This window comes from Streptomyces sp. NPDC059248 (assembly GCF_042753905.1).
GTDB lineage: Bacteria > Actinomycetota > Actinomycetes > Streptomycetales > Streptomycetaceae > Streptomyces.
In genome coordinates this window covers 31,590-56,223 of sequence record NZ_JBHYZV010000011.1, presented here as the reverse complement: position 1 = coordinate 56,223, position 24,634 = coordinate 31,590, and the positions used below count along the sequence as shown (strand labels likewise).

Annotated in this window: 5 protein-coding genes; all 5 read left to right on the top strand. The window is 71.4% G+C overall.

Annotation, left to right across the window (positions count from 1 at the left end; genetic code table 11):
• The first annotated feature begins 261 nt into the window (after nt 1-261).
• Genes ACFXG1_RS07085 through ACFXG1_RS07065 form a run of 5 tightly spaced genes read left to right on the top strand, consistent with a single transcriptional unit; the run spans nt 262 to nt 24,629 of the window.
• Complete coding sequence (locus tag ACFXG1_RS07085; RefSeq protein ID WP_384722130.1) at nt 262-492, top strand: phosphopantetheine-binding protein; 231 nt, start codon at nt 262-264, stop codon at nt 490-492.
• Entirely contained in the window at nt 489-1,739 is a 1,251-nt protein-coding gene (locus ACFXG1_RS07080) for a cytochrome P450 (RefSeq protein ID WP_384722127.1), read from the top strand. Before ACFXG1_RS07085 ends, ACFXG1_RS07080 begins: the two co-directional genes overlap by 4 nt.
• Nucleotides 1,736-2,527, top strand: coding sequence for a thioesterase II family protein (locus tag ACFXG1_RS07075; RefSeq protein WP_384741481.1), 792 nt, complete (start codon nt 1,736-1,738; stop codon nt 2,525-2,527). Before ACFXG1_RS07080 ends, ACFXG1_RS07075 begins: the two co-directional genes overlap by 4 nt.
• A gap of 52 nt (nt 2,528-2,579) precedes the next feature.
• Nucleotides 2,580-5,738 (top strand): type I polyketide synthase, encoded by a 3,159-nt coding sequence (locus tag ACFXG1_RS07070; protein WP_384741479.1) that lies wholly within the window; start codon nt 2,580-2,582, stop codon nt 5,736-5,738.
• A 21-nt stretch (nt 5,739-5,759) separates the two neighbouring features.
• The gene (locus ACFXG1_RS07065) at nt 5,760-24,629 is read left to right on the top strand and encodes a type I polyketide synthase (protein WP_384741521.1); all 18,870 of its coding nucleotides are present in this window, start codon (nt 5,760-5,762) and stop codon (nt 24,627-24,629) included.
• The last annotated feature ends 5 nt before the right edge of the window (nt 24,630-24,634 follow it).

The following is a 24,634-nucleotide window of genomic DNA, read 5'->3' as shown; positions in this document are numbered from 1 at the left end:
GATCCGTACCGGTATCCCTTGCACTGAGTTTCCCCGGCCATTTACGTTGGCGTGACGAAGACCGCGGAAAAGGATGCGGAAACGGATATCGCTGTACCGTCGTCGGTCCAGGGCCGATGACCTCACCGTTCCGGCTTGCCGGTCCACTGATGGCCCGCCCGGTCCGCCGATGCCGGAAACCGTCGAATCGGCCGAGTGCGAAGGTCCCGGCGACGGCCGGGACATGAATTCCCGTTCGGCGGAGAAAGGACAGGACTGGCGATGTCACTCGGGCAGGAGATAGCGGCGTTGTGGGGCGAGTACCTCGACGCCCGTGAAGTCGGCACGGACGACGATTTCTTCGCACTCGGCGGCAATTCACTGATCGGAATCAAAATCATCGAGCGGGTGACCCGGGACTACGGCGTCGAACTGTCCGTACGCGACTTCTATCTGGCCCAGACCCCGGCCCGGGTCGCCGATCTGATCGAGCGGGGGAGGACCCGCACATGAGACTCACCCCCGGCCCACCCGCCCCCGGCCTCGACCTCGACCGGATCGACCTCTTCGACCTGGACCTCTACACCCACGGCGACCCCCATCCGGTCTGGGACGCCATGCGGCTCCGGGCACCCCTGCACCACCAGGTCCTGCCGGACGGCCGCGAGTTCTGGTCGGTGACCCGCTACGACGACGTCTGCCGGGTACTCGGGGACCACCGGGAGTTCACCTCCGAACGCGGCACGGTCGTCACCCACCTCGGCACCGACGACGTCGCCGCGGGCACCCTGATGACCTCCACCGACCCGCCGCGACACACCCAGGTCCGCCGGGCCATCGGCCGGTATCTCACCGCCCGCGCGATCGCCCCTTGGGAGGACCGGATCCGGCAGGCCGTCGTCCGCTTCCTCGCACCGGCCTTCGACGGAGAACCCTTCGACCTCGCCGAACGGGCACTTCTCCTCCCGGCCGTCGTCACCGGCCCCCTCCTGGGCATCCCCGAACGGGACTGGGACGAACTGGTCCGGCTCACCGCGATGGTGACGGCACCCTCCGACCCGCACTTCCGGCTCGGCGGCGAGGCCGCGACCCTCGCCATCGCCCACCACGAACTGGTCACCTATGTCACCGCGTGGGTCGAACGGCGCCGGGCCGAAGGCGGCGCCGACGGAAGCCTGCTCGACCATCTGCTGACCGCACGCGCCGGCGACGCGCCGCTCACCGACGAGGAGATCGCCCTCGACGGCTACAGCATCCTGCTGGGTGCCAATGTGACGACCCCGCACACCGTCTCCGGCACGGTACTCGCCCTCATCGAGCGCCCCGACCAGTTCGAGAAGGCCCGGGCCGACCCGTCGCTCGTCCCCGACCTGGTCGAAGAGGGCCTCCGCTGGACCTCGGCCGCCTGCAACTTCATGCGGTACGCGGTGCGCGACACCCGGATCGGCGGCGGTACGATCCCCGCCCGGGGCGCGGTCGTCGCCTGGATCGGCTCGGCCAACCGCGACGCCTCCCGCTTCCCCGACCCCCACACCTTCGACCTCACCCGGAACGCGAAGGCGCAGATCGCCTTCGGCTTCGGACCGCACTACTGCGTCGGCGCCCCCCTGGCCCGGCTGACCCTGCGGATCTTCTTCGAAGAGCTGCTCCGGCACACCGGCACCTTCGAACTCGCCGGCGAACCGGAGCATCTGCGCTCCTACTTCATCGCCGGAATGACCCATCTCCCCGTCGTGGCCCGGAACCGGACGGCACCATGACCGCCGGACCCGCCGGACCTGCCGGACCCGCCGGACCCGCCGGAGTCACCGGACCTGCCGGAGCCGCCGGCACCCCGTCGCCGTGGTTCGTCCGGCCGCGCCCCACCGGCCATCCGGCCCGCCTCTTCTGCTTCCCCTACTCCGGCTCCGGGGCCTCCGCCTTCAGCGCCTGGCCCGCCGCCGTCGCCGACGCCGAGGTCTGCCCGCTACAGTTCCCCGGCCGGGAGAACCGGCTGGCGGAACCCCACTACGGAACCTACGAGAACCTGGCCGCCGAGCTGACCGGGCACCTCGCCCCCCGACTCGACCGGCCCTTCGCGTTCTTCGGCCACTGCGCGGGTGCGCTGCCCGCCTTCGAGACCGCGCTGCGGCTCACCGAACAGGGCCTGCCCCGACCGGAGCGCCTCTTCGTCTCGGGCCAGCCCGCACCGCACGACGCCTCGTCCGACCGCATGCTCACCATGACCGACGACGAGCTCAGGGCCGAACTGGAATCGGTCGTCCGCGGCCGGGGCATCACCCCCCGGCCGGACATGATCGACCTGGGCATGGCCGTACTCCGCCGCGATCTCGCCGCCGCCCGCGCCTACCGGCGGACCGCACCGGTCGCCGTGGGCTGCCCCGTCGTCGTCCTGCACTGGCGCGACGACCCCGATGTGAGCCTCGACCAGCTCCAGGGCTGGCGCCGGTACGCCGAATCCGTCGAGTTCCACATCATCGACGGCGGACACCACGACTTCATGAACGCGCCGGGCGGACTGCTGAGGCTGCTCGCCTCCTGGCGGTGAGCGCGGCACCGCCCACGCGCCCCGGACACGGACGGAACCGGAAGGGACAGAGATGAGTGGCGCAGCCACCGATATCGCCGTGATCGGGATGTCGTGCCGGTTCCCCGGCGTACCCGACCTGGAGGCGTACTGGCGGCTCCTGCTCGAAGGCCGGTCGACCGTCGGCACCTTCCCCGCGCGGCGGGCGGCCCCCGCGGGCCGGCCGCCCCGCCCGCCCCACCCGGACGCCGCCACCGTCGGCCACGGCTCCTTCTTCGACACTGTCGACGGCTTCGACGCCGCGTTCTTCGACATCGGACCGGTGGAAGCCGCCGCCATGGACCCCGTTCAGCGGCTGGGCCTGGAGCTCGCCTGGGAGGCCGTGGAGGACGCCAGGATCGCCGCCGACTCGCTCGCGGGCCGCCGGATCGATGTCGTGGTCGGCGCCGCGCCCTCCGGATACGAGCTGCTGCGCAGAGACTCCGGCAGCGACCGGGACGACCACTACGCCGCACTGGGCTCCGGCGGCGCCCTGATCGCGAACCGGATCTCGTACCTCCTCGACCTCCGCGGGACGAGCCTCTGCGCGGACACCGGCCAGTCATCGTCCTTGGTGGCGCTGGCGCTGGCCTGCGACAGGATCCGCGGCGGCGCGGTCGATACGGCGCTCGCGGGCGGGGTCAACCTGATCGTCGACCCGGAAGCGGGCCTCCCCATGGCGAATCTGGGCGCCCTGTCACCCGACGGCCGCTGCTACACCTTCGACGCCCGGGCGAGCGGCTTCGTCCGGGGCGAGGGCGGGGCGTTCGTCCTGCTGAAACGGCTCGACCGGGCCGTCGCCGACGGCGACCGTATCCACGCCGTGGTCCGCGGCTGGAGCACCGGCAGCGGAGGAGCCTCGTCCCGGATGCCGGACCCCAGCCCCGGTGCGCAGACGGCGACCGTACAGGCCGCCCTCGACGACGCCGCCGTCCCGTTCGATGACATCGACTACATCGAGGCCCACGGCACCGGTACCCGGCTCGGCGACCCCGCGGAGCTCGCCGGTCTGCGCGAGATCCTCCGGCGGACCGGCCGGAGCCGCCCCCTGGCGATCGGCTCGGTCAAGACCAACATCGGACATCTGGAGCCCGCGGCGGGCATCGCCGGCTTTGTGAAGGCGGCGCTCTGTGTCGACCGCGCCCGGCTGGTCCCCACCCTGAACTTCCGGTCGCCGAACCCCGCGGTCCCGGACTTCGCACGGGACTTCGAGGTCCACCGCACCGCCCGGCCCTGGCCCGACCCGCCCGGCGGCAGACCCCGAAGGGCCGGGGTGTCGGCCTTCGGCATGGGCGGCACCAACGCCCATATGATCCTCGAACAAGCCCCCGACGGCCGGGCCGGGGCCCCCGACGGCCGATCCGATACGGCCGACGGCCGGGCCGGGGCAGTCGACGGCGGGGCCACCGCGCCCCGTACCGCCCCACCGGGCAACGCTCCCGCGCCCTGGGTCCTGTCGGCACGATCCGAGCCGGCCCTGCGAGCGCAGGCGGCCCGGTTGCGCGCGCTGGTGGCCGCGGACCCATCGCTCTCCGCGGTCGATGTGGGGCACTCCCTCGTCGCGACCCGGTCGCTCTTCGAACACCGCGCGATCGTTCTGGGCGGCGACCGCGCGGAGACCCTGGCCGGGCTCGACGCCGTCGCCGCGGGCGAGAACACGCCCCGGGTGGTGCGGGGGACCGCCGAGGGGCCGGTGGGCCCGGTCGTCTTCGTCTTTCCCGGCCAGGGTTCGCAGTGGCTGGGCATGGGACGACGGCTCTACGCCGAGTCGGCCCCCTTCGCCCGGAGTATCGACGACTGCGCGCGGGCCCTGGAGCCCTGGCTGGACTGGTCGCTGCTGGATCTGGTGACGGACGCACCTTCGGCGCCCTCCCTCGACCAGGGGGACGCCGTGGTCCAGCCCGCCCTGTTCGCGATGATGGTCTCCCTGTCACGGGTTTGGCGGTCGCTGGGAGTGGTCCCCGACGCCGTGGTGGGGCACTCCCAGGGCGAGATCGCCGCGGCCTGCGCGGCGGGCGCCCTCTCCCTGGACGACGCGGCGCGGATCGTCGCCCTCCGAAGCCGGGCCCTGACCGAACTGGCCGGTATCGGCGGACTGCACGCGGTCTCCGCGCCCCGGGAGTGGGTCGATGACCGCCTGGGCGAGTGGCCCGGCCGGCTCACCGTGGCCGCGGTCAACGGCCCGGGATCCGTGGTGATCGCGGGGGACCTGGACGCGCTGGACCGGTTCGCCGCCATGGCGGAGGGGGCCGGAGTCCGGACCCGCCGGGTCAGGATCGACTACGCCTCCCACTCCCCTCACGTCGAACGCATCCGGGACCGGGTGATCGAGGCGGTCGGCGATGTGTCACCGCGGCGGGTGGCCGTGGAGTTCCATTCCACGGTCACCGGGGGTCCGCTCGACGCGGACCGGCTCGACGGCGCCTACTGGTACGACAATCTGCGCTCGACCGTGCGCTTCGGCGAGGTCGTCGAACGGCTGATGCGCGACCGGGGCGGCGTGTTCGTGGAAGTCAGCCCGCATCCCGTACTCACGGTGGCGATGGCGGAGACCGCAGACGCGCTGGACGCCGGGCCGCTGATCGTGGGCACCCTGGACAAGAACGACGGCGGTGCCGACCGGATCCTGCAATCGCTGGCCGAACTCCATGTCCGGGGCGTACCGGTGAACTGGGAGGCGGTCTACGCCGGGGACCGGCCGCGCCGGGTCGGGCTGCCGACCTACGCGTTCCAGCGGCAGCGCCACTGGCTGACGGCGCCCGACGACACCGCCACGCCCGGGACATCCGGGACATCCGGGATGCCCGAGACCGGCGGGTCCGGGGCGGTGGAGCGCCCTTCGGAGGCGACGGTCCTCGATCTCGTCTGCGCCGAGGCGGCAGCCGTACTGAGCACCGGGGACACCCGGCTGACCGGCGCCGACCTCGCCGCACGGTCGGACCGGACCTTCAAGGAGCTGGGATTCGACTCCTCGACGGCCGTACGGCTGCGCAACCGGCTCACGGCCGCCGCGGGTGTACGGCTCCCGGCCACCGTCGCCTTCACCCATCCCACACCGCGGGCCCTCGGCCGGCACCTCTTCTCCCTGCTCGTCCCGGAGGAGCCCGACCCGTCGGAGCAGGAGGCCGAAGCCGGTCGGGAAAGCCGGAGTGACGATGAATTGTACGAGTTGATCGACCGCGGTTACGTATAGCGCCATTCGTTCGTCCGAGCAATTGTTGGGGAGGCCCTGGTGGAGGACGTCGACAAGCTCCGGTCCTACTTGCGACGCGCCGTCGACGACGCGCGGGCCCTGCGTGGCAGGGTGCGCGAGCTGGAGGAGTCCGCCCGCGAACCCATCGCGATCGTCGGTATGTCATGTCGCTACCCGGGCGGTGTCCGCAGCCCGGAGGACCTGTGGCGCCTTGTCGACCGGGGTGTCGACGCCATCACCGACTTCCCCGCGGACCGGGGCTGGGACGTGGAGGGTCTGTACGCCCCGGATCCGGAGCGGCCCGGTACGTCGTATGTCACCAAGGGCGGCTTTCTGACCGGGGCGGCCGAGTTCGACGCGGGGTTCTTCGGGATCGGTCCGCGTGAGGCGACGGCGATGGATCCGCAGCAGCGGCTGCTGCTGGAGACGGCCTGGGAGGCGGTGGAGCGGGCGGGGATCGACCCCACCTCGTTGCGCGGCAGCCAGACCGGGGTGTTCATCGGCGCGATGACCCAGGACTACGGCCCCCCGCTGCACGACGGTGCCGCCGGATACGACGGCTATCGGCTGACCGGCAACACCGCGAGCGTCGCATCGGGCCGGGTCTCGTTCGTCCTCGGTCTCCAGGGCCCCGCGGTGACGGTCGACACCGCGTGTTCGTCGTCATTGGTCGCGACGCATATGGCGGTCCAGGCGCTCCGCGACGGCGAGTGCGATCTCGCCCTGGCCGGCGGTGCCGCCGTGATGGCGACACCGGGCATGTTCGTGGAGTTCAGCCGTCAGCGGGGTTTGTCGGCCGACGGTCGGTGCAAGGCGTTCGCGGAGGCCGCCGACGGCACCGGGTGGGCGGAGGGTGTGGGGCTGTTGTTGTTGGAGCGGCTCTCCGATGCGCGGAGGAATGGCCATCGGGTGCTGGCGGTGGTCCGTGGTTCGGCGGTCAATCAGGACGGCGCGAGTAATGGGCTGACCGCACCCAACGGCCTCTCCCAGGAACAGGTGATCCGTCGGGCACTCAAGGGCGCCGGGCTCACTCCGCGAGATGTGGATGTCGTCGAGGCGCACGGTACGGGTACGGCGCTCGGTGACCCGATCGAGGCGCAGGCGTTGATCGCCACGTACGGCCAGGACCGGCCCGAGGGCCGACCGCTCTGGTTGGGGTCGTTGAAGTCGAATATTGGTCATGCGCAGGCTGCTGCTGGTGTGGGTGGTGTGATCAAGATGGTGATGGCGATGCGGCACGGGAAGCTGCCGCGAACCTTGCATGTGGATGAGCCGTCGTCGTTTGTGGACTGGTCGGCGGGGTCGGTGGAGTTGTTGACCGAGGGGCGGGTGTGGCCGGAGACGGGGCGTCTGCGGCGGGCGGGTGTGTCGTCGTTCGGTGTGAGTGGGACGAACGCGCATCTGATTGTGGAGCAGGCGCCTGAGGTGGTGGACGTCCATGGTCCGAGCGGGTCCGGGCCGGTGGTGATGACGGACGGGGTGTTGCCGTGGGTGGTGTCGGCGAAGTCGGGGGAGGCGTTGCGTGAGCAGGCCCGGCGGCTGCTGGACCACCTGGACCGGTATCCCGGGGTGGCGCCTGGTCAGATCGGGCACGCTCTGGCCACGAGTCGGGCGGTCCTTGATCATCGGGCCGTGGTGATCGGCCGGGATCCGGGGGATCTGAGGGACGGATTGGCCGCTCTGGCGGTGGGTGAGCCTTCGGGTGGGGTGGTGTCGGGTGTGGCGCCGGGTGGTACGGGGCGGACGGTTTTTGTGTTCCCGGGGCAGGGTGCTCAGTGGGTGGGTATGGGTGTGGGGTTGTTGGATTCCTCGCCCGTTTTCGCGGAGCGTCTGGGCGAGTGTGCGGTGGCGTTGGAGCCGTTCACGGGCTGGAATCTGGTTGATGTCCTCCGGGGTGTTGAGGGTGTTCCGGGGCTGGATCGGGTGGATGTGGTGCAGCCCGCCTTGTGGGCGGTGATGGTGTCGCTGGCCCGGTTGTGGGAGCACTTCGGGGTTACCGCGGATGCTGTGGTGGGGCATTCGCAGGGGGAGATTGCCGCCGCGCATATTGCCGGTGTGCTGTCGCTGGAGGACGCGGCCCGGGTGGTGGCGTTGCGCTCCCGGACCATTGCCGCCATGGCCGGACCCGGCGGAATGGTCTCCCTGCCGCTAGCCGTGGCGGAGGCGTCGGCCCTGATCGGGCCATGGCGCGAACGGCTTACCGTCGCCACTGCCAACGGCCCCACCGCCACGGTGGTCGCCGGTGACATCGATGCCGTAGAAGAGTTGTTGACGCACTGCGAAGGCGTGGACATCCGGGCGCGGCGAATTCCCGTGGACTATGCCTCCCACACCCCGCATATGGCGGCGCTGCGGGACGAGCTGTTGGAGCTGCTGGCCCCGGTCCGGCCCCGGCCCGCGTCGGTGGCGTTCTACTCCTCCGTCGCCGGATATGCCGGCGGGTCGATGCCGGACACCTCGGCCATGGGGGCCGCGTACTGGTACGAAAACCTGGCCACCACCGTCGACTTCCGCTCCGCCACCCGGGCCCTGCTCGACGACGGCCACACCTTGTTCATCGAGGCCAGCCCCCACCCCGTCCTCACCCACCCCGTCCAGGAGACCGCCGAGGAGTCCGCCGGAACGGCCGGCGTCACCGTCACCGGCACCCTCCGCCGCGACGACGACACCTGGCAGCGGATCCTCACATCCCTCGCCACCACCCACACCCACACCACCGTCGACTGGACCCGCTTCTCCACCCCTACCACCCACCCCGTGGATCTCCCCACCTACCCGTTCCGGCGTGAGCGTTTCTGGCTGGAGAGGCCGGGTGGCGCGGGGGACGCGGGCGCGGTGGGTCAAATGGTGCTGCGACACCCGCTGCTGGGCGCGGCGGTGGAGTTGGGCGGGTCGGACGTCACGGTGCTGACGGGTCGGCTGTCGTCGGCTTCGCACGGATGGCTGGTCGATCACGCGGTGACCGGTGTGGTGGTGGTGCCGGGTGCGGCTCTGGTGGAGATGGCGCTGCGGGCGGGTGACGAGGTGGGCTCCGACTCCCTGGAGGAGCTGACGCTGGAAGAGCCCTTGGTGCTGACGGAACCCATCGGGGTCCAGATTCGGGTGGAGGTGGGGGAACCCGACGACGAAGCCGGGCGACGCCCTGTCAGCATCCACTCCCGGCCCGATGACACCGGCCGTGACCGGCCGTGGACCCGCCATGCCACCGGCACCCTCACCGCCCGGATGTCGACCCCGCCCGATGCCGTGGCATGGGCGGTCCCGCCGGCCTGGCCCCCGGCCGGAGCGGATCCGGTAAGAGGTGAGGAGCTGTATCCGGCCCTGGAGGACGAGGGGTACGAGTACGGGCCCGCCTTCCGGGGTGTGCGGGCGGTATGGCGGCGGGGGAACGAGATCTTCGCCGAGGTGGAGCTGCCGGAGGAGCGGCAGGGGGAGGCGGCGGAGTTCGGTATCCATCCGGCCCTGCTCGATGCGTCCCTGCACGCCGGTCTTGTGACGGACTCCGGGCCGCTGGGGTTGCCGTTCGTATGGTCGGGGGTGCGGTGGTACGCGACCGGGGCCGTACACGCCCGGGTACGGCTGACACCGACGGGCCGGGGCGCGTTCGGCGTGGAGATCGCCGACGCGGAAGGCGCCCTGATCGCCTCCGTGGCAACCCTGGCGCTCCGACCCGTGGACCCGGCCAAGCTGACCGGGACGTCGGGCGGACACCACGACGACCTGTTCCGGCTGGAATGGGTCCACCGTACGGCCCCGGAACCCGACGGCGGCCCGGTCGGCTCATGGGCCCTGGTGGGCGAAGACGGACTCGGTCTCACGTCCGTCCCGGACACTGTCCGGACCAGGCGGTACACCGATCTGGCCGCCCTCGGCGCCGAGCTGGCCGCGACCGCCCCGGACTCCCACCCCGGCGGGCGCCCCGAGATCGCCCTGTTCTGCCCGCCGCCCGCCGAGGGCACCTCGGGTGGTGAACCCGATTCCGTACGAGCCGAGTTGACCAAGGCGCTACTCCTGGTCCGGTCGTGGCTGGCCGACGAGCGATACGCCGAACTGCGTCTCGCGGTCGTCACCCGGGGCGCGGTCACCGCCGGCACCGGGGCGGATCCCGATCTCGCCCTGGCAGCGGTCTGGGGGCTGCTGCGGTCCGCGCAGACGGAACACCCCGACCGGATCGTCCTGGCCGACATCGACGGCGACGAGTCCTCCCTTCGGATCCTGCCGTCCGCGCTGGCCTGCGGCGAACCGCAGCTCGCGGTGCGCGGGGGAGAGATCCTCGTACCGAGGCTGGCCCGGGTCGCCGGAGAGACCGTGATCACCGACTCACCGCTGGGGGATCCGGAGGGCACGGTACTGATCACCGGGGGTACCGGCACACTCGGCGGACTGCTGGCCCGTCATCTCGTGGCCACGTACGGGGCCCGGCGTCTGCTGCTGGCCGGCCGACGCGGGCCCGACGCCGAAGGCGCACGGGAACTCGTCGCGGAGCTGACCGGGCTCGGGGCCACGGCCACGGCAGTGGCCTGCGACGTCGCCGACCCCGTCGCGCTCTCCGCGCTGCTGGACGGGATTCCCGCCGGGCATCCCCTGACGGCGATCGTCCACACCGCGGGCGTACTCGACGACGGTCTGGTCTCCGCCCTGACTCCCGAGCGACTGGATACGGTGCTGCGGCCCAAGGCGGACGCGGCCTGGCATCTGCACCGGCTCACCCGGGACCGGAAGCTGTCGGCGTTCGTGATGTTCTCCTCCGTCATGGGCACGCTGGGCGGCGCCGGACAGGCGAACTACGCGGCGGCGAATGTCTTCCTCGACGCCCTGGCCGAACACCGCAGGGCCCGGGGGCTTCCGGCCCTCTCCCTGGCCTGGGGCCTGTGGGACCTGCGGAGCGATCTCACGGGGGATCTGGACCGGGCCGATCTGGCCCGGCTCGCCCGGACGGGCCTTGCGCCGCTGACGTCGGAGCAAGGTCTCGCCCTCTTCGACGCGGCACTCGCCCGTGCCGAGCCGACCCTGGTGCCCGCGCGACTGGACGTCGCCCGATTGGGCCGGGACGGTGGACCGGTGCCCGCCGTACTCGGCGGGCTCGTCCGTCCCCGTACCACCCGGCCTACCGCCGCCACGGCGGGTACGGCGGCGGGATCGACGGGCGGGCGACGGTTCACCAGGATGTCCGCGGCCGAGGCGGAGCGTGAGCTGCTGGCGGTCGTACGCGCTCATGCCGGGGCCGTCCTGGGACACGCCAGGGCGTCGGCGGTACGCCCCGACAGCACCTTCCGCGAGTTGGGTTTCGACTCCCTCGCCTCGGTCGAGCTGCGTAATCGTCTGACGGAGGCGGTTGGGCTGCGGCTACCGGCGACGGCGGTTTTCGACCATCCGACTCCGGTGGTGCTGGCGCGTTATCTGCGGGGTGAGTTGCTGGGCGATACGGCCGACACTGCCGACGCGGATCCCGTGGTGACGGGTGCGGCATGGGACGAGCCGATCGCCGTGGTGGGCATGGGGTGCCGGCTTCCGGGAGGTGTCGGCTCGCCGGAGGAGCTGTGGGATCTGGTGTCGTCCGGCGGCGACGCGATCTCGGAGTTCCCGACCGATCGCGGCTGGGACGTGGAGGGCCTGTACGACCCCGATCCCGATCGACCGGGCAAGAGCTATGCCCGGGAGGGCGGCTTCCTGTCGGACGCGGCCCTGTTCGACGCGGGGTTCTTCGGGATCGGTCCGCGTGAGGCGACGGCGATGGATCCGCAGCAGCGGCTGCTGCTGGAGACGGCCTGGGAGGCGGTGGAGCGGGCGGGGATCGACCCGACCGCGTTGCGCGGCAGCCGGACCGGGGCGTTCATCGGCGCCATGAACCAGGAGTACGGATCACCGCTGCACCAGGCCGCCGAAGGCATGGACGGATATCTGTTGACCGGTAAGACGGCCAGTGTGATCTCCGGCCGGCTGGCCTACTTCCTCGGGCTGGAGGGCCCGGCGATCACCCTGGACACGGCGTGCTCGTCGTCCCTGGTCGCGGTGCATCAGGCGGTGCAGTCGCTACGCCAGGGGGAGTGCTCCCTCGCGATGGCCGGAGGGGTGGCCGTCATGGCCACACCCGGTGTCTTCACCGAGTTCAGCCGTCAGCGCGGCCTGGCGCCCGACGGCCGGATCAAGGCATTCGCCGCTGCGGCCGATGGCACCGGCTGGGGTGAGGGCGTCGGTGTACTGCTCCTGGAGCGGCTCTCCGACGCGCGGAGGAACGGTCATCGGGTGCTGGCGGTGGTGCGTGGTTCGGCGGTCAATCAGGACGGTGCGAGCAACGGTCTGACCGCGCCGAACGGGCCGTCTCAGGAGCGGGTCATCCGGCAGGCCCTGGCCAGTGCGCGGCTGACGCCGGATGAGGTCGATGTCGTCGAGGCGCACGGCACGGGCACGACCCTCGGAGACCCGATCGAGGCGCAGGCGTTGATCGCCACGTATGGCCAGGACCGGCCCGAGGACCGGCCCCTCTGGCTGGGCTCGCTCAAGACCAACATCGGCCACACCATGGCGGCCTCCGGTGTGGCCGGTGTGATCAAGATGGTGATGGCGCTGCGGCACGGGAAGCTGCCGCGAACCTTGCATGTGGACGAGCCGAGCCCGCATGTCGACTGGTCGGCGGGTGGCGTGGAGCTGCTGACCGAGGAGCGGGCCTGGCCGGAGGCCGACCGCCCGCGCCGCGCAGGGATCTCCGCCTTTGGTATCAGCGGAACCAACGCGCATCTGATTGTGGAGCAGACACCCGAGACGGTGGATGCCGGAGGCTCGGCGGCGCCGGAGCCGGTCGTGGTGACGGACGGCGTGCTGCCGTGGGTGGTGTCGGCGAAGTCGGATGAGGCGTTGCGTGAGCAGGCCCGACGGCTTGTGGACCATCTGGACCGCCATCCCGGGGTGGCGCCTGCCGAGATCGGACACGCACTGACGGCGGGTCGAGCGATGCTCGACCATCGAGCTGTGGTGATCGGCCGGGAGATCGCCGATTATCGGGAGGCTCTGACGGCCCTGGCGGCGGGTGAGCCTTCGGGTCGGTTGGTGTCGGGTGTGGCGCCGGGTGGTACAAGTCGGACCGTCTTTGTCTTTCCTGGGCAGGGTGCTCAGTGGGTGGGTATGGGTGTGGGGTTGTTGGATTCCTCGCCCGTCTTCGCGGAGCGTCTGGTCGAGTGTGCGGTGGCGTTGGAGCCGTTCACGGGCTGGAATCTGGTTGATGTCCTCCGGGGTGTTGAGGGTGTTCCGGGGCTGGAGCGGGTGGATGTGGTTCAGCCTGCTTTGTGGGCGGTGATGGTGTCGCTGGCCCGCCTGTGGGAGCACTTGGGTGTGGTGCCTGATGCTGTGGTGGGGCATTCGCAGGGCGAGATCGCCGCCGCGCATATTGCCGGTGTGCTGTCCTTGGAGGATGCGGCCCGGGTGGTGGCGTTGCGCTCCCGGACCATTGCCGCCATCGCAGGGAATGGCGGAATGGTCTCCCTGCCGCTTCCGGTCGAAGACGCTTCGGCTCTGATTGAATGGTGGCACGGGCGGGTGTTCGTCGCGGCCGTCAACGGGCCGTCGGCGACTGTTGTCGCGGGGGACGGCGACGCTTTGGCGGAGCTTCTCGCGCACTGTGAGGGTGCGGAGATCCGGGCGCGCAAGGTTCCGGTGGACTATGCATCCCACACCCCGCATATGGCGGCGCTGAGGGACGAGCTGTTGGAGCTGCTGGCTCCGATTCGGCCGCGGCCCGCGTCGGTGGCGTTCTATTCCTCCGTCGCCGCGTATGCCGGTGGGTCGATGCCGGACACCTCGGTGATGGGGGCCGCGTACTGGTACGAGAATCTGGCCACGACCGTCGATTTCCGCTCCGCCACCCGGGCCCTGCTCGACGATGGCCACTCCTTGTTCATCGAGGCGAGTCCGCATCCGGTGCTCACCTTCCCCGTCCAGGAGACCGCCGAGGAGTCCGCCGATACGGCCGACGTCACGGTCACCGGCACCCTCCGCCGTGACGACGACACCTGGCAGCGGATCCTCATATCCCTCGCCACCACCCATCTCCATCGGTCCGTCGACTGGTCGGTGTTCTATCCCGCGATACGGCCCGCCCACCTGGATCTGCCGACGTACCCCTTCCAGCGCGAGCGTTTCTGGCTGGAACCGTCGGGCGGTGCGGGGGATACGGCCGCGCCGGGACGAACGGCGGACACATCGGTGGCAGCGCGTACGACCGGCGCCGGACCGAATGCCGGACAGCGGTTCGCCGGGAAATCCGCGATCGAGGCGGAGCGTGAGCTGCTGGAGGTCGTACGCGCTCATGCCGGGGCCGTTCTGGGACACACCGGGGCGTCGGCGGTACGCCCCGAGAGCACCTTCCGGGAGCTGGGCTTCGACTCGCAGTCCTCGATCGCCTTGCGCAACCGTCTGATGGAGGCGGTTGGGCTGCGGATGCCGGCGACGGCGGTTTTCGACCATCCGACTCCGGTGGTGCTGGCGCGTTATCTGCGGGGTGAGTTGCTGGGCGATACGTCCGATGCGGAGCCCGTGGTGACGGGTGCGGCCTGGGACGAGCCGATCGCCGTGGTGGGCATGGGGTGCCGGCTTCCGGGAGGTGTCGGCTCTCCGGAGGATTTGTGGGATCTGGTGTCGTCCGGCACCGAGGCGCTCTCCGGCTTTCCCACGGATCGCGGCTGGGACGTGGAGGGTTTGTACGACCCCGATCCGGACCGGCCCGGTACGTCATATGTCACCAGGGGCGGCTTTCTCACCGACGCCGGGGAGTTCGACGCCGGATTCTTCGGTATCAGCCCGCGTGAGGCGACGGCGATGGATCCGCAGCAGCGGCTGCTGCTGGAGACGGCCTGGGAGGCGGTGGAGCGGGCGGGGATCGACCCCACCACGTTGCGCGGCAGCCGAACGGGTGTCTTCGTCGGTGCCGTATCGCTCGAATACGGCGCACCGCTGCACCAGGCCCCCGAAGGCATGGACGGCCTGTTGATGACCGGCAAGATGACCAGTGTGATCTCCGGCCGGCTGGCCTACTTCCTCGGGCTGGAGGGCCCGGCGATCACGGTCGACACCGCCTGCTCGTCGTCCCTGGTGGCGCTCCACCAGGCGGTGCAGTCGCTACGCCAGGGGGAGTGCTCCCTCGCGGTGACCGGTGGGGTGTCGGTCATCGCGAGCCCGGGGGTCTTCACCGAGTTCAGCCGTCAGCGCGGCCTGGCGCCGGACGGGCGGGTCAAGGCATTCGCCGCTGCGGCCGATGGCACCGGCTGGGGTGAGGGCGTCGGTGTGCTGCTCCTGGAGCGGCTCTCCGACGCGCGACGCAATGGCCATCGGGTGCTGGCGGTCGTGCGCGGCTCTGCGGTCAATCAGGACGGTGCGAGCAACGGTCTGACCGCGCCCAATGGGCCGTCTCAGGAGCGGGTCATCCGGCAGGCCCTGGCCAGTGCGCGGCTGATGCCGGATGAGGTCGATGCCGTCGAGGCGCATGGCACGGGCACGACCCTTGGTGATCCGATCGAGGCGCAGGCGCTGATCGCCACCTACGGCCAGGACCGGCCGGAGGAACGTCCCCTCTGGCTGGGCTCGTTGAAGTCGAATATCGGTCATCTGGGAGCCGCCGCGGGCGTGGCCGGTGTGATCAAGATGGTGCTGGCCGTCCGCAACGGGACGCTGCCGCGCACCTTGAACGTGGACGAACCGAGCCCGCATGTCGACTGGTCGGCGGGTCGAGTGGAGCTGCTGACCGAGGAGCGGGCCTGGCCGGAGGCCGACCGCCCGCGCCGCGCCGGGATCTCCGCCTTCGGCGTCAGTGGGACGAACGCGCATCTGATTGTGGAGCAGGCGCCTGAGGCGACTGATGCCGGTGTTGTGGATGGCTCGGGGCCGGTGGTGGTGACGGACGGGGTGTTGCCGTGGGTGGTGTCGGCGAAGTCGGGGGAGGCGTTGTGTGAGCAGGCCGGGCGGCTGCTGGACCATCTGGACCGGTATCCGGGGGTGACGTCCGGTGAGATCGGGCACGCTCTGGCCACGAGTCGGGCGGTCTTTGATCATCGGGCCGTGCTGATCGGCCGGGACCGGACCGACTACCGGAACGCACTCATGGCCTTGGCCGCCGGCGAGCCGTCTCCGTACAGCGTCACCTCTACGGTGGCCCCCGAGCCCGGCCGGACGGTTTTTGTGTTCCCGGGGCAGGGTGCTCAGTGGGTGGGTATGGGTGTGGGGTTGTTGGATTCCTCGCCTGTTTTCGCGGAGTTTCTGGGTGAGTGTGCGGTGGCGTTGGAGCCGTTCACGGGTTGGAATCTGGTTGATGTTCTTCGGGGTGTTGAGGGTGTTCCGAAGCTGGAGCGGGTGGATGTGGTTCAGCCTGCTTTGTGGGCGGTGATGGTGTCGCTGGCCCGGTTGTGGGAGCACTTGGGTGTGGTGCCTGATGCTGTGGTGGGGCATTCGCAGGGGGAGATTGCGGCCGCGCATATCGCGGGTGTGCTGTCCCTGGAGGACTCTGCCCGAGTCGTGGCACTGCGCTCGCGGACCATCGCCGCGATGGCGGGACCTGGCGGAATGGTCTCCGTCCCCCTGCCGATGGCGGATGCCTCGGCACTCGTCGAGCGGTGGCACGGCCGGATGTTCGTCGCGGCCGTCAACGGGTCTTCGGCGACTGTTGTCGCGGGAGACGGCGACGCTTTGGCGGAGCTTCTCGTCCACTGTGAGGGTGCGGAGATCCGGGCGCGCAAGGTTCCGGTGGACTATGCATCCCACACCCCGCATATGGCGGCGCTGAGGGACGAGCTGTTGGAGCTGCTGGCTCCGATTCGGCCGCGGCCCGCGTCGGTGGCGTTCTATTCCTCCGTCGCCGCGTATGCCGGTGGGTCGATGCCGGACACCTCGGTGATGGGGGCCGCGTACTGGTACGAGAATCTGGCCACGACCGTCGATTTCCGCTCCGCCACCCGGGCCCTGCTCGACGATGGCCACTCCTTGTTCATCGAGGCGAGTCCGCATCCGGTGCTCACCTTCCCCGTCCAGGAGACCGCCGAGGAGTCCGCCGATACGGCCGACGTCACGGTCACCGGCACCCTCCGCCGTGACGACGACACCTGGCAGCGGATCCTCACATCCCTCGCCACCACCCACACCCACACCCACACCACCGTCGACTGGACCCGCTTCTATCCCCCCACCTTCCAGGACCGGGCCGTCGACCTTCCCACCTATCCCTTCCAGCACCGGCGCTACTGGCTCTCGGCGGACCCCGCCACCGCCACCGACCCCCACGCCCTCGGACTGCGGGCCGCCGACCACGGACTGCTCGGCGCCGCCGTCGCCCTGGCGGACGGCGACGGCCATCTGTTCACCGGGAACCTGTCGCTGCGGACCCGTCCCTGGCTGGCGGACCACGCCGTCTACGACACCCCGTTGCTGCCGGGTACCGCGTTCGTCGAACTCGCCCTCCACGCGGGGCAGGCCATCGACACCCCCCACCTTCAGGAACTGGTCCTCGAAGCGCCCCTCACGCTGCCGCCCATCGGCGGGGTCCACCTCCAGGTGCGGGTCGAGCCGTCCGACGGCGACGGTCGTCGCGCCCTCACCATCCACTCCCGTCCCGATGACGCCACCCCGGACCGGCCGTGGACCCGGCATGCCACCGGCACCCTGACCGGCCGGACACCCACACCCCCGGACACGGAGGCATGGGCGGCGCCGACGGCCTGGCCCCCGGCCCGGGCGGTGCCGGTCGGAGTCGAGCAGCTGTACCCGTCCCTGGCCGCCGACGGCTACCAGTACGGCCCCGCGTTCCGCGGCGTACGGGCGGTATGGCGGGACGGAGACGAGGTGTACGCCGAGGTGGTGCTGCCGGACGAGGGGCACCCGGACGTTCCCGTCTTCGGTATCCACCCGGCCCTCTTCGACGCCGCGCAGCACCCGATCGGAGCCGTAGCCACGGAGCGGAACCCCGACGCGCTGCCCCTGCCGTTCGCCTGGTCGAATGTCGAGCTGTACGCCGTCGGCGCCCGGGAGCTGCGGGTCCGGATCACCCCCTCCGCCCCGGGCACCTTCTGCCTCCGGCTTGCCGATCCCACCGGGCGGCCCGTCGCCGAGGTGACATCGCTGGCCATGCGGTCGATCACCCCGGAGCGGCTGACGCGGGCCGTTACGCCGGCGGGGGACGGCCGGCTGTTCCGGCTGGCCTGGACCCCCACCTCCGTCGCGGCGGCCCCGCGGGCCGGCCGGGTGGTGTTCCTGGGTCCCGTCGTGCCCGAGGCACTGGTGGCGGCGCTGCCCGACGGCAGCGCGGTCGAGCACCGTACGGATCCGGCGACGCTCGGGTCCGACGACGGCGTCCCCGCACCCGATCTGGTGATCGCCACCGGACTGCTGATCCGTTCCACCCCTGCGGACGACGTCCCCGGCTCCGCGCGTGAGGCCGTACGGTACGTCCTGGACACGGTCCGAGCGTGGCTGGCCGAGGACCGCCCGGCCGACAATCGCCTCGTCTTCCTCACCAGACGGGCCGTCGCGGTCCACCCCGACACCGAATCGCCGGGACCGGCCGACGCCGCCGCCTGGGGCCTGATCCGTACGGCGCAGACCGAGCACCCCGGCCGGTTCACGGTGATCGACCTCGCCGACGAGAACGCCGTACCGGCCGACGCCTTCCGCGGCGCGCTGGGCAGCGACGAACCACAACTGGCCCTTCGCGACGACGACCAGCGGCTCTACGCCCCCCGGCTCGTCCAGGAGACCCCGCCCGACGGAGCCGGCGGCACCGTCCCCGAGCCGGCCCCGGGCGGCACTGTCCTGATCACCGGCGGTACCGGCACCCTCGGCGCACTGTTCGCCCGCCGCTACGCGACGGCCCCCGGGATCGGCCATCTGCTGCTGGTCAGCAGACGCGGGCCGGACGCACCCGGCGCGCCCGAACTCGCCGCCGAACTCACCGAACTGGGTGTGAAGGTCACCATCGCCGCCTGCGACACCGCCGACCGCGACGCACTCGCCGAACTGCTCGCCGCCGTACCCGACGAACATCCGCTCACCGCCGTCCTGCACTGCGCGGGCGTCCTCGCCGACGGCACCGTGACATCCCTGACGCCGGAACACATCGAGCGTGTGTTCCGCCCGAAGGTCGACACGGCCTGGCATCTGCACCGGCTGACCCGCGATCGAGATCTCACGGAGTTCGTCCTCTTCTCGTCGGTCTCGGGTGTGCTCGGGAGCCCCGGGCAGGGCAACTACGCGGCGGCGAATGTCTTCCTCGACGCGCTGGCCCAGAGCCGCCGCGCCGATGGCCTGCCCGCCACATCACTGGTCTGGGGCCTCTGGGCCGACAGCAGCGATATGACCGGCCATCTGGGGGCTGCGGATCTCACCCGCCTCGCCAGGCTCGGGATCGAACCCGTCACGGCGGAGGAGGGGCTCGCCCTCTACGAGGCGGCCCGGGCGACCAGGTCGGCCTGCCCGGTCCTCGCGAAGATCGTGCCCGCCCTGCTCCGGCCGCACCTGGGGACCGGAACGCTGCCCGCGGTCCTCCAGGGGCTCGTCCGCGCCCCCATACGTAAAGCCGCCGCATCGGCAGCCGCCGCGACCGATAACGACGCCCTCCGCGAACGGCTCGTCCGGCTCACGCCCGAGGAGGCCGAGGACGCCCTCGCCACCCTCGTCCGCACCCATGTCGCGCTCGTCCTCGGTCACACCGCGTCCGACGCCGTCAACGCCGACCAGGCGTTCAAGGACCTCGGCTTCGACTCGCTGACCGCGGTCGAGCTCCGTAACCGGATCAACGCCGCGACCGGACTCCGGCTCGCCGCCGGGCTCGTCTTCGACCACCCCACCCCGCGGCGCCTGGCCCGGCATCTGTACGCCGTACTCGCCCCGACCGCCCGGGCGGCCACCACCCCGGCCGTCCCGGCCCCGGCGGTCGCCTCCTCCTTCGCCGCCGACGAGCCCATCGCGATCGTGGCCATCGGCTGCCGGTACCCGGGAGGAGTGCGCTCCGCCGACGATCTGTGGGACCTGGTGGCGAACGGGCGGGACGCGGTCGCCGAGTTCCCCGCCACCCGGGGCTGGGACATCGAGAAGCTGTACGACCCCGATCCCGACCGATCAGGTACGACGTACGTTCGCGAAGGCGGCTTCCTCTACGACGCCGACGCCTTCGACCCCGCTTTCTTCGGCATCAGCCCGCGCGAAGCCCTTGCCATGGACCCCCAGCAACGACTGCTGCTGGAGGTCGGCTGGGAGACCGTCGAACGCGCCGGGATCGACCCCACCACCCTCCGCGCCACATCCACCGGTGTCTTCACCGGTGTCATGTACGGCGACTACGGTCACCGGCTCAACTCCGTCCCCAGGGATCTGGAGGGATATCTGATCAACGGCAGTGCGGGCAGTGTCGCCTCCGGCCGGCTCTCCTACACCTTCGGGTTCGAGGGCCCGGCCGTCACGGTGGACACCGCCTGCTCCTCGTCCCTCGTGGCCGTCCATCTGGCAGCGCAGTCACTGCGCCAGGGGGAGTGCGATCTGGCCCTGGCCGGCGGTGTCACCGTGATGGCCGCACCCGATGTCTTCACCGAGTTCAGCCGTCAGCGCGGCCTGGCGCCCGACGGTCGGTGCAAGGCTTTCGCGGAGGCCGCCGACGGTACCGGGTGGGCGGAGGGTGTGGGGCTGTTGTTGTTGGAGCGGCTCTCCGATGCGCGGAGGAACGGTCATCGGGTGCTGGCGGTGGTGCGTGGTTCGGCGGTCAATCAGGACGGTGCGAGCAATGGACTGACCGCGCCTCATGGGCCGTCTCAGGAGCGGGTCATCCGGCAGGCGCTGGCCAGTGCGCGGCTGACACCGGATGAGGTCGATGTCGTCGAGGCGCACGGTACGGGCACGACACTCGGTGATCCGATCGAGGCGCAGGCGCTGATCGCCACGTATGGCCAGGACCGGCCGGAGGGTCGACCGCTCTGGTTGGGCTCGCTCAAAACCAACATCGGTCATGCGCAGGCTGCTGCTGGTGTGGGTGGTGTGATCAAGATGGTGATGGCTTTGCGGCATGGGGTGTTGCCGCGGTCGTTGCATGTGGATGAGCCGTCGTCGTTTGTGGACTGGTCGGCGGGGTCGGTGGAGTTGTTGACCGAGGGGCGGGTGTGGCCGGAGACGGGGCGTCTGCGGCGGGCGGGTGTGTCGTCGTTCGGTGTGAGTGGGACGAACGCGCATCTGATTGTGGAGCAGGCGCCTGAGGCGACTGATGTCGGTGTTGTGGATGGTTCGGGGCCGGTGGTGGTGACGGATGGGGTGTTGCCGTGGGTGGTGTCGGCGAAGTCGGGGGAGGCGTTGCGTGAGCAGGCCCGGCGGCTGCTGGACCACCTGGACCGGTATCCCGGGGTGGCGCCGGGTGAGGTCGGGCACGCTCTGGCCACGAGTCGGGCGGTCTTTGATCATCGGGCCGTGGTGATCGGCCGGGAGATCGCCGATTATCGGGAGGCTTTGACGGCTTTGTCGTCGGGTGAGCCTTCGGGTCGGGTGGTGTCGGGTGTGGCGCCGGGTACGGGGCGGACGGTTTTTGTGTTCCCGGGGCAGGGTGCTCAGTGGGTGGGTATGGGTGTGGGGTTGTTGGATTCCTCGCCTGTTTTCGCGGAGCGTGTGGGCGAGTGCGCGGTGGCGTTGGAGCCGTTCACGGGTTGGAACCTTGTCGATGTCCTCCGGGGTGTTGAGGGTGTTCCGGGGCTGGACCGGGTGGATGTGGTTCAGCCTGCTCTGTGGGCGGTGATGGTGTCGCTGGCCCGGTTGTGGGAGCACCTGGGTGTGGTGGCTGATGCTGTGGTGGGGCATTCGCAGGGGGAGATCGCGGCCGCGCATATCGCGGGTGTGCTGTCGCTGGAGGATGCGGCCCGAGTCGTGGCGTTGCGTTCCCGGACGATTGCCGCGATGGCGGGACCTGGCGGAATGGTCTCCGTCCCCCTGCCGATGGCGGAGGTGTCGGTACTCGTCGAGCGGTGGCACGGGCGGGTGTTCGTCGCGGCCGTCAACGGGCCTTCGGCGACCGTGGTCGCGGGGGACGGCGACGCTTTGGCGGAGCTTCTCGCCCACTGCGAGGGTGCGGAGATCCGGGCACGCAGGGTTCCGGTGGACTACGCCTCCCACACCCCGCATATGGAAGCCCTCCGGGACCAACTGCTGGACCTCCTGGCCCCGGTCCGGCCGCAGCCCGCATCGGTGGCGTTCTACTCCTCCGTCGCCGGATATGCCGGCGGGTCGATGCCGGACACCTCGGTGATGGGAGCCGCGTACTGGTACGAGAATCTGGCCACGACCGTCGACTTCCGCTCCGCCACCCGGGCCCTGCTGGACGACGGCCACTCCTTGTTCATCGAGGCCAGCCCCCACCCCGTCCTCACCCACCCTGTCCTGGAGACCGCCGAGGAGTCCGCCGGAACGGCCGACGTCACGGTCACCGGCACTCTCCGCCGCGAGGACGACACCTGGCAGCGGATCCTCACATCCCTCGCCACCACCCATATCCATCGGTCCGCCGACTGGTCGGTGTTCTATCCCGCGATACGGCCCGTGGACCTCCCCACCTACCCGTTCCAGCATCAGCGCTACTGGCTCCTCGACCACAACGCCCCCGGGGGCGGCCGTGCGACCGGCGGTACGGCCGTTGTCGCCGCCGCCGCCGTCGCCGATCCGGTCGAGGCCGAGTTCTGGGACGCGGTCGAACGGGAGGACCCGGCCGCGCTGATCAGGACCCTCGGGCTCGGGGACGCCGGGGGCCCGAACGATGCCGTGGGCTCCGCCCTGCCCGCCGTACTGTCCGCGATGTCGTCGTGGCGCCGCCGCCGTACGGAGCGGTCGGTACAGAACACCTGGCGCTACCGCGCGACCTGGAAGCCGCTGCCCGGTATCGGTATCGGTATCGGCACCGGACCGGCCCCGCGGCTCGACGGCGGCGACTGGCTGGTGGTCGTCCCTGCGACGGTCGCTCAGGACCCGGTGGCCGAGACGGTGATCGAGGCGCTGCGGCGACGCCGTACCCGAGTGGTCCGATGCGAGGTGGCGCCGGCCGAGCTGCGGGACCGTACCGCACTCGGCCTTCGGCTCTCCGCCGTACTCGCCGACGAGGAGGCACCCGTACCGTTCACCGGCGTCCTGTCCCTCGCCGCGCTCGTCGACGACGGTCTGGCCGCCGCCCACCAGCCGGTCTCCGGCGGGCTCGCGGGCACCGTCGCCCTCGTACAGGCCCTGGAGGACACGGGTGTCGAGGCCCGGCTCTGGTGTCTGACCGGGGAGGCGGTGGCCACGGGGCACGCCGACACCGTCCGCAATCCGCTACAGGCCCAGATCTGGGGCCTGGGCCGCGCCGTGGCGCTGGAACGGCCCGAGCGATGGGGCGGGCTCGTGGACGTCCCCGCCCGGCTCGACGACCGGACCGCGGATCTGCTCTGCGCGGTCCTCGTACCCGGAGGTGGAGCCGACGGCGCGAAGCACGGCGATGGAGCGGACGGCGGTCACGGCGAGGACGAGATCGCGGTACGCGCCTCCGGCGTCTACGGCCGGCGGCTGACCCGGGCCCCCCTCGACGACGCGCCGGACCAGGAGTGGCGTCCCAGCGGGACCGTACTCGTCACCGGCGGCGCGGGCGCGGTCGGTTCGCACATCTGCCGCTGGCTGGCCCGGGCCGGAGCGCCCCATCTGCTGCTGGTCGGCAGAAGGGGCACGGACACCCCCGGGATCGGGGAGCTGACGGCGGAGCTGACGGAGCTGGGCTCGCGGGTGACCGTGGCCGCCGTCGACGCCGCCGACCGTGACGCGCTCCGCACGGTGCTGGCGTCCATACCGGCGGAGTATCCGCTGCGTGCCGTGATCCACGGTGCCGCGGTACTCGCCGACGGGCTGGTGGAATCCCTGACACCGGAGCGGCTGGCCCGGGTCCTCCGGCCCAAGGTGGCCGCCGCCGTGGCGCTCCACGAGCTGACCGCCGACCGGGACCTGGACGCGTTCGTGCTCTTCTCGTCGGCCGCCGGAGGCGTCTGGGGCAGCGGAGGACAGGGCGGATACGCCGCCGCCAACGCCTTCGCCGACGCACTGGCCGAGACGCGCCGGGCGGCCGGACTGAAGGCGACCGCCGTCGCCTGGGGATCCTGGGGCGGCGGGGGACTGGTCACCGGCGGAACCGAGGAACGCCTCCGCGGACGAGGGCTGCCGCCGATGGAGCCCGCGGCGGCGACGGCGGCGCTCGCCGCGTCCCTGGGCCGGGACGAGACCCGGATCATGGTGGCCCGGGTCGAGTGGGCGGACTTCGCGCCCGTCCTCACCGCGGCCCGCCCCAGCCGGCTGATCGCCGATCTCCCCGATATCGCCCCGCCCCCGGCCGCGGCGACCTCGGACGGCCCCGGCGACGGGGTGCCGGACGGCGAGTTGGCGGCCCGGCTGAGGAAGCTGCCGGACAGCAAACTGGACGAGGCCCTGCTGGCCGCGGTCCAAGGCCACTCCGCGGCCGTACTCGGCCTGGCGGGACCGGCGACGATCCGGGGCGACCGGGCCTTCAGCCTCGCCGGATTCGACTCGCTGACCGCCATGGAGATGCGGAACCGGCTGCGGCGCGCGACGGGGCTGCCCCTCTCCACCACCCTGCTGTTCGACCATCCGACGCCGGTGGCCGTCGCCCGGCATCTGCGGGAGGAACTCTTCCCGGAGCGGACGGCCCGCGCCGACGCCGAGACACCCGGCCCGAACGGCCCGAACGGCCCGAACGGCACCGACAACGCGGACGGCCCGGACGGCCCGGACGGCCCGGACGCTCCGGACGGCGCCCGGGAGGCGCCCGACGGCGCGTCGCTGGACGAGATGGATGTGGCCGGCCTGGTCCGGATGGCGATGCGGAACACCGTTCCCGACGAGACGCGGAGGTCATGATGGCC